Source organism: Formosa bonchosmolovskayae (genome assembly GCF_051016085.1).
Lineage (GTDB): Bacteria > Bacteroidota > Bacteroidia > Flavobacteriales > Flavobacteriaceae > Formosa.
This window is the reverse complement of record NZ_CP174605.1, coordinates 3,574,386-3,587,258: the sequence shown is the minus strand read 5'-3', so window position 1 is coordinate 3,587,258 and position 12,873 is coordinate 3,574,386. Positions and strand designations below refer to the sequence as shown.

Annotated in this window: 10 protein-coding genes; 7 read left to right on the top strand and 3 right to left on the bottom strand. The window is 36.2% G+C overall.

The genetic code is table 11. The annotated features are described in order from the left end of the window. The first annotated feature begins 62 nt into the window (after positions 1–62). The 7 genes from ACKC83_RS15485 to ACKC83_RS15455 all read left to right on the top strand — a co-directional run bounded on the left by ACKC83_RS15485 (position 63) and on the right by ACKC83_RS15455 (position 8,224). Complete coding sequence (locus ACKC83_RS15485; protein WP_434036208.1) at positions 63–563, top strand: pyridoxamine 5'-phosphate oxidase family protein; 501 nt, start codon at positions 63–65, stop codon at positions 561–563. Between the two features lie 197 nt (positions 564–760). Continuing rightward, positions 761–1,786, top strand: a complete 1,026-nt coding sequence (locus tag ACKC83_RS15480; protein ID WP_434036207.1) for a ligase-associated DNA damage response exonuclease — start codon at positions 761–763, stop codon at positions 1,784–1,786. Beyond that, positions 1,783–3,375 (top strand): ATP-dependent DNA ligase, encoded by a 1,593-nt coding sequence (locus tag ACKC83_RS15475; protein ID WP_434036206.1) that lies wholly within the window; start codon positions 1,783–1,785, stop codon positions 3,373–3,375. The genes ACKC83_RS15480 and ACKC83_RS15475 overlap by 4 nt, the downstream gene beginning before the upstream one ends. Before the next feature lie 3 nt (positions 3,376–3,378). After that, complete coding sequence (locus ACKC83_RS15470) at positions 3,379–5,844, top strand: ligase-associated DNA damage response DEXH box helicase (RefSeq protein ID WP_434036205.1); 2,466 nt, start codon at positions 3,379–3,381, stop codon at positions 5,842–5,844. A 15-nt stretch (positions 5,845–5,859) separates the two neighbouring features. Beyond that, the gene (pdeM, locus tag ACKC83_RS15465; protein ID WP_434036204.1) at positions 5,860–6,507 is read left to right on the top strand and encodes a ligase-associated DNA damage response endonuclease PdeM; all 648 of its coding nucleotides are present in this window, start codon (positions 5,860–5,862) and stop codon (positions 6,505–6,507) included. Between the two features lie 139 nt (positions 6,508–6,646). Then, the gene (locus tag ACKC83_RS15460; protein ID WP_434036203.1) at positions 6,647–7,630 is read left to right on the top strand and encodes a DNA topoisomerase IB; all 984 of its coding nucleotides are present in this window, start codon (positions 6,647–6,649) and stop codon (positions 7,628–7,630) included. Positions 7,631–7,789: 159 nt separating this feature from the next. Beyond that, positions 7,790–8,224 (top strand): BLUF domain-containing protein, encoded by a 435-nt coding sequence (locus ACKC83_RS15455; RefSeq protein WP_434036202.1) that lies wholly within the window; start codon positions 7,790–7,792, stop codon positions 8,222–8,224. A 100-nt stretch (positions 8,225–8,324) separates the two neighbouring features. On the opposite strand, the gene ACKC83_RS15450 is transcribed toward ACKC83_RS15455, so the two are convergent. The 3 genes from ACKC83_RS15450 to ACKC83_RS15440 all read right to left on the bottom strand — a co-directional run bounded on the left by ACKC83_RS15450 (position 8,325) and on the right by ACKC83_RS15440 (position 12,862). Then, positions 8,325–8,585 carry a hypothetical protein gene (locus ACKC83_RS15450; protein ID WP_434036201.1) on the bottom strand — a complete coding sequence of 87 codons (261 nt, stop codon included), beginning with the start codon at positions 8,583–8,585 and terminating at the stop codon, positions 8,325–8,327. A 174-nt stretch (positions 8,586–8,759) separates the two neighbouring features. Further along, positions 8,760–10,898 carry a catalase gene (locus ACKC83_RS15445; RefSeq protein ID WP_434036200.1) on the bottom strand — a complete coding sequence of 713 codons (2,139 nt, stop codon included), beginning with the start codon at positions 10,896–10,898 and terminating at the stop codon, positions 8,760–8,762. 167 nt (positions 10,899–11,065) lie between these two features. Next, on the bottom strand, positions 11,066–12,862 hold the full coding sequence (locus ACKC83_RS15440; RefSeq protein ID WP_434036199.1) for an FAD/NAD(P)-binding protein: 1,797 nt from the start codon (positions 12,860–12,862) through the stop codon (positions 11,066–11,068). Between the last annotated feature and the right edge of the window lie 11 nt (positions 12,863–12,873).

Sequence of the window (12,873 nt, the reverse complement as noted above, 5' to 3'; positions counted from 1 at the left end):
CTCAAAATATCTTTGTTGAGTAAACTTGTTATCAGTTTATTAATTCTTAAAAAGATAACAGTATGAGCAATGAAAATTTATATAGAGACGAAGCAAAATTAAAAATTAAAGCCATGGCCGAAGAAATCGACTTTACCATGATGGCGACTAATTTACAAGCACTGCCTTTACACATGATTCCCATGAGTACTAAAAAAGTAGATGAAAACGGAATCATCTGGTTCTTAAGTAATAAAAATAGTACCCATAATCAGAACATTATTAAAGACTCAAATGTACATTTAGTCTATGCCGACAAAAGTGATATGCAATTTTTAAATGTCTATGGAACAGCTAGAATTGTAACTGATAAAACTATTATTGAAGATTTATACTCTAAGGCAGACAGTGTGTGGTTTGAAGGTAAAGACGACCCCAATATCACCGCTATAGGGATTACTCCTACAGAGGCATATTACTGGGATCCAAAACATAATAAGTTGGTCTCTTTGGTAAAATTGGGAGTGAGTGCCGTAACAGGAGATAAACCGGATACCATGGATTATGGCAAGTTGAAATTATAATATATTTAAATCGGGTTTCGACCCGATTTTTTATTGTCTTGCTCAGAAATATGGATTCCAATAGACTTCCAAAAATATATCGGCTATCAGGTATATATCATAGTCCTAATGTGCTCAAATCAAGTAAAGATTAACGCTATAGATTTTGCTCTAAATGTGTTTGGTTAGATAGTTATATCTTTAATAAAAAGAGCCACATGAAGACACCTTTATTAGTATTTAATGACAACGGTATTTACTGTGAGGTTGCCAATGTGTACTTAGATCCTTGGAAACCGGTAGATTGTGCAATTATTTCTCACGGTCACGCCGATCATAGTCGTTATGGTCATAAAAAATATATTACGCACCATATTAATGTCCCAATTATTAAACATAGGTTGGGAGATATTCAGGTAAGTGGCGTGAATTATAACGAATCTTTTGTTATTAATAACGTGAAATTTTCATTGCATCCTGCGGGTCATATTATCGGAAGTTCACAAATACGTGTGGAATATCGTGGAGAAGTTTGGGTGTTTTCTGGCGATTATAAATTGGAAGAGGATGGCGTTGCTGTGCCTTTCGAACCCGTAAAATGTCATGCCTTTATCACCGAATGTACATTTGGATTACCTGCCTTTAGATGGACACCACAAGCCGAAGTTTTTAACGACATTAATACATGGTGGGCAACCAATAAGGAGGCGAACCAAAACTCAATATTGTTTGGCTATTCCCTAGGGAAAGCTCAGCGTTTATTAAAACATTTAGATCCGAATATCGGTAAAATTTACACCCATGGAGCTATAGAAAATATGACAGAGGTTATTCGTCCCATGATGGATTTTCCAGAAACTACACGCATAACCCGAGAGACCACTAAGAAAGAATTATTAGGCAACATCGTATTGGCACCACCAAGTGCTCATGGTTCGACGTGGATCAGAAAAATGGTGCCTTATGTTACGGCATCTGCCAGTGGTTGGATGGCGTTTAGAGGCGCTAGAAGACGACGAGCAGTAGATCGAGGTTTTGTAATGTCCGATCATTGCGATTGGCAGGAACTCCTAACAGCAGTGGAAGCTACAGGAGCAGAAAAGGTGATTTGTACGCACGGATACACCGATGTGTTTTCAAAATATCTACGAACCCTGGGCTTAGATGCTCGTACCGAAAATACACAGTTTGAGGGCGAATTAAACGAGTTGGATACCAAACGAGAAAAAGAGCTAGAGGCATGAGACACTTTGCAGAATTAGTACGAACTTTAGATAGCACCACTAAAACGACCTTAAAAGTCAATGCACTTTCAGAATATTTTAAACAAGCGGGTGATGAAGATCGGGTGTGGACCATTGCCATTCTATCTCATAGAAGACCGCCAAGACCAATAAATACAACATTGCTTAGAACTTGGGCTTCAGAATTAGCCAATATACCGCTGTGGTTATTTGAAGAATCTTATCATATTGTTGGAGATTTGGCAGAAACGATAGCGCTTATTTTACCCCCAAATAAAAACACTAGTGATAAGTCCTTAACGCAATTCTTAAATGAAATGATCACGCTTAAAAAAGAGGATGATGCGATTAAGAAACAGTATGTCACGAAAAATTGGAACACTCTCAATTATTACGAACGTTTTGTGTTTACTAAATTAATTACAGGCGGATTTAGAATAGGAGTGAGTCAGAAATTAATGACACGTGCTTTGTCTATGGCCACAGGAGTAGATGAAGATGTTTTGGCCTATAAATTAATGGGGAAATGGGATCCGAGTACCATATCTTTTGAAGATTTAGTGTTACAAGAAAAGGCTTCAGATTTTATTTCTAAACTGTATCCATTTTACTTGGCCTATGGTTTAGAAGGGCCGGTTTCAGACCTCGGTAACATAGAAGATTGGAGTTTTGAACATAAATGGGATGGTATTAGATCGCAAACCATTATCCGAGATAACGAATTATTTGTCTGGAGTCGAGGCGAAGAATTAGTCACAGATAAATACCCAGAGTTTCATGTGTTTAAAGACGAACTCCCAAACGGTACAGTATTAGATGGTGAGATCTTACCTTTTCCGAATAACGATATTGGAACGTTTCAAGATTTGCAAACACGCATAGGAAGAAAAACAGTGAGTAAAGCGCTTCTAGAAAAAACACCCGTTATTTTAAAAGTTTACGATATACTAGAATGGGAAGGTAAAGACCTCAGACAACTGCCATTTTCGGAGAGACGCCTTATCCTTGAGGACTTAATACAGCATTTAAATACCAATAATTTACCACTTCAATTGTCCGAAACGGTGGATTGCGATTCGTGGGAAGCGGTTGCTGAAGAGCGTAATCGTGCCAGAGAAATGCGAAGCGAAGGACTCATGATTAAACGAAAGGATTCTAAATATTTAGTAGGACGAAAAAAAGGAGATTGGTGGAAATGGAAAACAGATCCATTAACCATAGATGCCGTTTTAACGTACGCTATGCGGGGCCACGGAAGACGAAGTAACTTGTTTACCGACTATACGTTTGGCTTATGGGATAGCGATGATAAACTCGTCACCTTTGCAAAAGCCTATTCTGGATTAACCGATGCCGAATTTAGAAAAGTAGATAATTGGATTAAACGAAACACTGTAGAACGTTTCGGACCGGTGCGGAGTGTTACACCAGAATTGGTTTTCGAAATTGCTTTTGAAGGCATTGCACCATCAAGCCGTCATAAAAGTGGTTATGCGACACGATTTCCAAGAATTTTAAGATGGAGACAAGATAAAAAGATTGAAGACGCGAATAAATTAGAAGATTTAGAATCGTTAATGCTTAGTTGATATATGAATAGAAAGGAGTTAGAGCATATAGCACACGATTGGTTTAAGCAACAAAATTGGGAACCGTTTCCATTTCAAAAACAAACTTGGACCGCTTTTTTACAGGGGAGAAACGGACTTCTAAACGCGCCTACAGGAAGCGGAAAAACCTATGCATTATGGGTTCCTATCGTTTTAGAATATATGAAAAGACATCCAAATTATAAGTCTAAACCGCAAAAAGGACTTTTAGCCATTTGGGTTACGCCGTTAAGAGCATTATCGGTAGAAATTAAACAGGCCGCCGAACGCTTTGTTAAAGATTTAGATGTGCCTTTAACTGTTGGCATTCGGTCTGGAGATACCTCGACTAAAGAACGTGCCGCGCAGAAACGAAACATGCCGAGCTTATTAATTACCACGCCAGAAAGTTTGCAATTATTACTAGCCACCAAGGGCTACGATAAAATATTTAAAAACGTAATTGGTGTGGTGGTAGACGAGTGGCATGAACTCGTTGCTAATAAACGTGGCGTGCAAATGACATTGGCTTTATCTCGGTTAAATGCCATTTCGCCTAGCCTACGCACTTGGGGTGTGTCTGCAACCATAGGAAATCTCGAACAGGCGCGTGAGGTGTTATTAGGCGTAGATAAAGAACGTGTAGCGAACTCCGTTTTAATAAAAGCCAATATTAGAAAGAAAATAAATGTCTTATCAATCATCCCTAAAAAGATTGAGAGATTCCCATGGCGAGGGCATTTGGGATTACATTTATTAGAAGATGTTATTCCTATACTAGAAGAAAGTCAATCGACATTAATTTTTACAAACACGCGATCGCAGTGTGAAATTTGGTTTCAAAATATTTTAGAAAAGCATCCTGAATTTGCAGGCGATATAGCCATGCATCACGGAAGTATGAGTCGGGAGACACGGCTGTGGGTAGAACAAGCGCTAAGAGAAGGGAATCTTAAAATTGTGGTCTGTACCTCAAGTTTAGACTTAGGGGTAGATTTTGCTCCGGTGGATACTATTATTCAAGTTGGAGGACCGAAAGGTGTGTCTCGATTTATGCAACGTGCGGGACGAAGCGGTCACCAGCCAGGGAAAACCAGTGTCATTTATTTTTTACCAACCCACGCCTTAGAATTAATAGAAGCTTCGGCTTTAATAAAAGCCGTTTCTAATACGGTTGTAGAAGATCGTGTACCATATCTGAATAGTTTTGATGTGCTGGTACAGTACCTTGTGACTTTGGCAGTGTCCGACGGATTTTATCCAGAGATTATTTATCCGGAAGTTAAAAGTACATTTTGTTTTCAGACATTAACAGCAGAACAGTTTCAATGGATTCTAAATTTTATAACACTTGGCGGACAAAGTTTACAAGCTTACGACGAATATAAACGTGTAGATATAGAATCTGATGGGAAGTTTAAAGTAAACAGTAGGGCAGTAGCTATGCGACACCGTTTGCAAATAGGTACTATTGTTAGTGATTCTGTTTTAAATGTAAAGTTTTTAAAAGGAGGTTATATTGGTTCTATTGAGGAAAGTTTTATTTCAAAATTAAGACCTGGTGATGTATTTACATTTGCTGGACGGCAACTGGAGTTGTTCCGAATTAGAAATATGCAGGTGTTGGTGAAAAAATCTAAACAGAAAAATGCTAAAATTCCGAATTGGATGGGAGGACGCATGAGTTTTTCTTCAGAAATGAGTCATCTGATTCGTGAAGAACTCTATCTTTTGAATTCTAATGATGCAGATAAATCCAAAGAATTAAAAGCTTTAGAACCAATTTTAATACGACAGAACAAGGAAAGTTTGGTCCCAAATGCCGATGAATTTTTAATTGAAACCTTTAAAACTCGAGAAGGCTATCATGCCGTTTTCTATCCGTTTGAAGGCTATTTTGTACATGAAGCCATGGGGAGTTTATTGGCGTATCGCTTAAGTTTGTTACATCCCATTTCGTTTACTATTGCATTTAACGATTATGGTTTCGAGTTATTATCCGATCAACCCATAGATATTCAGACTATTTTAGATAATAATTTGTTCTCGTCAGAGTATTTAAGAAGTGATTTAGAAAAAAGTATCAACGCTTCCGAAATGGCAAAGCGAAAGTTTCGAGATATAGCCGTAATTTCGGGATTAGTCTTTACAGGGTTTCCAAGCAAATTGGTTAAGAGCAAACACTTGCAAGCCAGTTCGCAACTCTTATTTGGGGTATTCGAAGATTACGAACCTGATAATTTATTATTTCAGCAAGCATTTACAGAAACCTTCGAGCATCAATTGGAAGAAGGACGATTACAATTAGCCTTAATGCGTATTAATAACCAAAATATCATTTGGAAATCGTGTGCCAAACCCACACCATTTTCATTTCCGATTATTACAGACCGATTACGCGCTAAACTGTCTTCGGAGAAATTGGCAGATCGCATTAGACGGATGACCATTCAATTGGAAAAATCCTAATTATATTTATACACAATGAAAACACTTCGGGTACACTGTAATCATCAAAACTTCATTCTGCATCCTTCAGGCGTAGCCTATTGGGAAGCTAAACGCATGTTGTTAATTGCAGATGTTCATTTGGGAAAAATTACGCATTTTAGAAAACATGGTAGTGCGATTCCGCAGGCATCTTTACATCATAATTTTAATCAGTTAAAATCGGTGATTTCTAATTTCGAAAGTGATACGATTTGCTTTTTAGGCGATTTATTTCACAGTTATATGAACAACGAATGGTTATTATTTAAGGCGTGGATTGAGACTTTAAATTGCAAAGTGGTTTTAATTTCAGGAAATCATGACATTATTGATGAAGAACGCTATACACAATTGGGTGTAGAGGTGTTGCAAGAGTGGGAACACGACGGTTTCTTGTTAACGCATCATCCGGAAACACGCGAAGGGGTTTATAATTTTTCAGGACACATTCATCCAGGCGTGCAATTATTAGGTTTAGGAAGACAACATTTAAAATTAAGTTGTTTCCATTGGAAAGACAACCAGATGATATTTCCAGCGTTTGGTGTGTTTACGGGGAATTACATCATTAAACCCAAATCTGGGGAACGCATTTTTGTGAATACCGAAGATGAGGTTTTAGAGATAGCACTTCATTCTTAATGTGATTGGTATCCTTTCCATCAGACGTAAAATATAGCGGTAAAGCTTCGCTTTTTTAATGCATTAAATTTACTGTCTTTAGAGCTAATGCATGTAGAGAAAATCAGCTTATTTTATATGAGTTAATTGAAATCATATCATGTACTACAGAAAAAAACATGGCAAAGGCTTTCGTTATGTCGATGCTGATAATATAACGATAAAAGATAAAGAATTAAAGTCATGGTTTAAATCCTTGGTTATTCCTCCTGCGTGGACAGAAGTTGAAATTAATCCGAATAAAAACGCCAAAATTTTAGTCACCGGACGGGACGATAAAGATCGTAAACAGTACATTTATAATCCTAAATTTAGAGAAAAACAAAATCAGGAAAAGTTTAATCGCATACTAAAATTTGCCGATAAACTGGAGCGTATGCGACGAGTTACAGGTCAGCATTTGCGTAAACGTAAGCTTGCCAAAGAAAAAGTATTGGCATGTATGGTCAGGTTGTTGGAGGCTGCTTATTTTAGACCAGGAAGCGACCGGTATTCTAAAGAAAACCATAGTTATGGCTTAACGACGATGCGGAGTAAGCATTTGCAAATTGAAGGCGATGAACTAATATTCAGCTACGTTGGTAAATCCGGAAAAGAGCAAGAACGCCATATTGTCGATAAAAAATTAGCTAAAATAGTTCAGGAGATAGACGATTTACCAGGCTATGAAATTTTTAAATTTATAGATGAAGACGGAGTCAAGCAGGATGTTAAAAGTGAACATCTAAATGCCTATATCCGAGAGGTTATGGGAGAAGAATTCTCGGCCAAAGATTTTAGAACGTGGGCAGGAACTGTTATCGCTGCCATAGCATTGGATGAAATAGGATATTCCGAAAAACAAGACCAAAAGGAATTGGATAAGAATATTCGAGAAGCTGTGATTAAGGTGAGTGAGCGGTTAGGAAATACGCCTTCTGTTGCGCGCAGTTCGTATATCGACCCGCGTGTTATTGATGAATATATAGATGGTAAAACCATTAATTATTTCCAAAAAGAAATCTCTCGATTACTTAAATTAAATGAAAATTTATCTCGAGAAGAAATTGGTGTGTTATGTCTGTTAAATAAAAAATTAAAATAGAGAAATACTTAATTGGTAAGTTCATTTATCTTTCGGAAGTTTTTATAAAAAAATTACTTTTTCTATTATTTTGAATAATTCGGTTAAAAATGATACCTTGATTGCGTCAAGATATTCACAATCAATGAATTTTGGCATGTTTTTAATCCCATATTATTCATGTATCAATTAAATTATCATTCTAAATCCATACCCGAACTCGAACTAGTCCAATTAGAAAATATATTAGAAACAGCCAGTGTTATTAATGCTAGCAAAGATGTTACGGGATGTCTAATTTATCATAATCATAGTTTTGTTCAAATTCTGGAAGGTGAAAAAAAAGATGTTCTCGAAATTTTTGAAAAAATAAAAGCAGATAATCGTCACGATTCTATTACGCTGTTATGGGAAAATTATGTAGAAAAACGATATTTTAATAGATGGAGTATGGCATTTCATAGGCCAGAAGACCAATTTTCGACTCAGTTTGTAAATAATTTACTTATGCTCTCCTCATTTTCTGAGAAATCTTCGGGGTCTCTACGGAGTTTTTGGGGACATGTACGAAGAGTTTTAGAATCGGATCCCAAACAAGAATATGAAACAATTTAAATTGTTATTTTATCGTAGTAATAAGATGCTTATTCGCGTTTAAACATAAAAAAAGCTTCATTTGGTTAGGATGAAGCTTAAGAAAGTTTGAGATTAATAGCTAATCCCAATCATTAATTTCATTTTGAATGTCTGTACGCGTTCTATTGGTGCGTTGTGCTAAACGATCGGTCATAGAATCGAATTCTCCAGAACGATAATCTACATCCTCGGAAGTGAGCGACGGATACTTTTTTCTGTATTCATTCTGAATTTCATTCCATTTTTTTTGTAAATCATTCAAATCCAAATGATCGTTTTGTGCTCTGTATTCACGTTCTTGTTCGCGATTGTTATTGTGTTCATTATCTGTCTGTTCCATAGTATTGTTTGTTTAAATATCTAACGGTTAAGGTACTACTGTGAGGTCTATAACGTTGCTCCAAAAAAAATAAGAATTAACTTTATTAAACTAACAATAATAGTAGCAAATTGAAAAAAAAGACCTCTTACTTGTTATAAAGCAAAAGGTCTTTGGTACTACTAAATACAATGTTTAAGCTGGAATATTATCTGTAACCGATAGTCGATTCCAATTTCTATGATTAGCAATAGCGTCTCTAAAAGCAGTATGACTACCATTAACAAACACAGCTTCATCGTCTTTGTAATCTTTAACGTATGTCATATCTATTAAGGTTTCTGCTTCCTGTTCTGCAGCAATGGCTTTACAGTGTTTAAACGCTTCATTGATAAATTTCACATATTTCTTCATCTTCTTTATCCAATCTACAGAGGCTGTACCTCCAGGAATAAATATGGCGTCGTAAAGTACGCTTTCGGTGGTAATAATGGATTCATGAACTTTATATTCCTGACCTGCATCTCCTTTTATGGTGCCACCATGAGGAGCTATTATTTTTAATTGTGCGCCCTCTTTCTCTAAAGCATCTGCAACTTTTTTGTATTGCTTTTCGTTAAATCCATCTGCAGCTAACACAGCAATTTGTCGTGTGGCTATAGTGTCGTATTTAGATTTTGTCTGACTTAAAGCAGGAGATTGGTCTAAATAATTTTTCTTTTTAGCCGGCTCATGTTTCTTAGGATCGGCATCTGCTCCAATGGCTTGATTAATAGGTTTTTCGATCTGTTTAGGAACTTTAAGACCTAGATTGTCGGCTACCATTTCTGCTAATTCGTGGTCTATCTGATTGATAATCCATAGCATGCGTTCTTGTATGTCTTTTTGCTTACATTTTCCCAATTCGAAACTGTAGGCTTCCATAATATGTTGTTGTTCCCACGGTTTTAAGCTTCTATAAAACAGAGCAGGTTGAGAAAAGTGATCGCTAAAACTTTCGCTTCTCGTTCTAATTTTTTTAGCATCGATACGCTCTTCATAAGATGTGAATCCCCCTTCAGCCATTTTAGCCATATGTGGACAACCACCTCCTAAAGAATTTGGAGCATATGCTGTTTGTCCTTTTGGGATTTCTGTTTGCATTAAACCATCGCGCTGGTTATTGTGCGTATCTACAACAGGTCTGTTAATTGGTATCTGATGAAAATTTGGTCCGCCTAAACGCGATAATTGCGTATCTCTGTAAGAAAATAAACGGCCTTGTAAAAGAGGATCGTTAGTAAAATCTATTCCTGGGACGATATGTCCAGGTAAAAAGGCTACTTGTTCTGTTTCAGCGAAGAAATTTTCAGGATTTTTATTCAATGTCATTTTACCTACAATCTTTACAGGTACCATTTCTTCAGGTACTAACTTTGTAGGATCTAATAAATCGAAATCGTATTTATGCTCATCTTCTTCAGGGATAATTTGTAATCCTAATTCCCATTCAGGAAATTGTCCAGCATCAATGGCGTCCCATAAATCTCGTCTATGAAAGTCTGAATCTGCACCACTAATTTTCACAGCTTCATCCCAGGTTACAGAATGTATACCTAAAACGGGTTTCCAGTGGAACTTTACGAAATGAGATTTTCCTTCCTTATTAATTAATCTAAAGGTATGGATTCCGAAGCCTTCCATCATTCTTAAACTTCTTGGAATAGCACGATCACTCATTACCCAAATCTGATTATGAAGGGTTTCTGTAGTGCGTGAAACAAAGTCGTAAAACGTATCGTGAGCCGATGCCGCCTGTGGAATTTCTTTATTTGGTTCTGGTTTTACAGCATGGATAAGATCTGGGAATTTCATAGCATCTTGAATAAAGAATATAGGCATATTGTTACCTACTAGATCCCAAGTTCCTTCCTGCGTATAAAATTTAACAGCAAAACCTCGTACGTCTCTTGCTAAATCTGTCGAACCTTTAGAGCCTGCAACTGTAGAGAATCTTGCAAAAACGGGTGTTTTTCGTTTTGTATCAGTAAAAATACCTGCTTTGGTAAATTCTTCTAAATTCTCGTATAATTCAAAATAACCATGAGCACCACTTCCTCGGGCGTGTACAATGCGCTCAGGAATACGTTCATGATCGAAATTTGTAATCTTTTCTCGAAGTAAGAAATCTTCTAAAAGGGTAGAACCACGTTCTCCAGATTTTAAGGAGTTATGAGTATCGTTTATTTTTAATCCTTGATTTGTAGTAAGGACTTTTCCTAAACTATCTTTTTCGAAGGCCTTTAATTGTTCTATTTTTTCACTTTGACTTTCTGATTTTTTTTCTTTTGCCATGGTCGTTGAGTTGAGATATTAGAATTTGTAATTGTGTTTCAAATTGGGATTCTAAATTCTTAATTTTCAACTGTTGTGATTAACCTGAATGATTTTTTTAATTGCTCTATTGCATTTTAAATAGCAATAAAGGATTATAAAAAACTATGGATTCAGAAGCCTTTCTTTTATAAGTCCTGCTCAGACTCGTAGATATCTGTAATTTGTGTTTTGGATATTTTGGAATATTTGGGTGTATTGGCAGACAACCAAGACTGTACTACTATGGCACTTGTGGCATTACACGCTTGAAGTCCGTAAGAATATGGTCGGCATCCATAAATATGAGGAAACGAAATATCGTAAATATTTGGAGTTACCTGGTTATCTTGATTAACTACGCGATAGGCACTATCTACGGAAATACCTCCAATATATAGGTATGCATCTTGTAGTTTTAAGTAGGTTTTATTTTTTGTTTGTAAGTCTGAAGGAACCTTATTTTTATTTTCAAATTTTGCTGTAGCTTTGCTTAACACACCATGTTTTACCAGAGATTTAAAAGGATAGTGTTCCATGTCTACCGTATCGTGTCCAGCACAATTAACAAACATTCTATACGTCTTCGTGGTGGCACTATCTTTTGTTTGAATTGTAATGGCGGTATTTCCATTCCCGTTGGTGTTATCTAATTCTACTTTACCCGCTACCAAATCTATTACCTTAGCTTCATGTAAGGCTAATAATATGTGAGCCGAATCTAAAGGAAGTGCGGCAATAACACTCATTAAAAATGGTTTTACTATGGTGTTAAAAAATAGATGTCCTTCGGCAGATAAAAGTTCTGTATGGAAGTTTAGGGTGTACATTAAATCGTCTAAAGTCTCCATCCAATGAATGGGTTTGTTTTGACGTATTGATGCTTTTGCCTGAGGTAATTCTGTCTTCATACCATCGAAACAATCAATATAATCATGAGAATCGGACATGGTATTTATGAAATCCTCGAAGCTAAATTGGGGATTTTCCAAGGCCGTTACCATCGCTTTATTTTTATCCTTTTTAAATGCTTTTTTGAGGGCTGGTCTGCAAATGGTATTAAAATAATCTTCCATGCTTAAAACACCGTTTTCTTTTGATAGATTTAAAATGGCATTTCTTGTGGTATGTCTATAAATTTCTCGAAACGGTTCTTGTTGCTCGTATTGTAAATGTGGCAACCAACCTTCGGCGGCGTGAAGCGTAATTTTAAAGTCTTTAGCTTTAGGATGTAGTGTATATGTTAGCCGATTATTCTCTTTGTGAAATGTACCATGCCGATGTGTTAAAGAAGACACCACATCGAAAGCACTTAAAGACGCACCAAGAATGCCAATTTCAAAATTGTAGTATGTCGATTCCTTAGGAATTATTTTCTTAATAGGCCAAGGCGAATCATAGTATCCAGTGTCTGGTTTATCCTTTTTAGATATGTTATGTCCGGTAGAAATTATAATACGGTTAAAATTATACTCCGATGTATTCGCAATAATTTTAAAAGTACTATCCGAATTTGGAATAATATCATGAACCTGATGGTTTACATATTCATTAACTTCAAATCCGCAGGCTTTAAGCTTTTTAATTAAGAGATTAAACTGATTGTGGAAATAATGTCCTAATGCTATTCTGCTATAAATTTTATAATCTTCTATAGGAAAGTTATGTACGTTTAGGGTCTCTAGAAAATTATGGTCTTGAGCCCTTAACCAATCTGCAAAGGTTTGTGGTAAGGCAGGAATTTCTTCTGAAGAAATATTAGATAAATTATACTTATCTGTTAGCGCTGGGTTATATGGCATGCCAAAACCCATATGCTTGTTTTTTTCGAAAATAGAAATATTTTGAAACTGTTTTATTAGCTCGTCTGCATGGTTTAAAATATGTTGTAAACAATAGATAGACGATGCTCCGGAACCTATAAGTGCAAGTTTTAAATGTTTCATCTTTTTCAAAT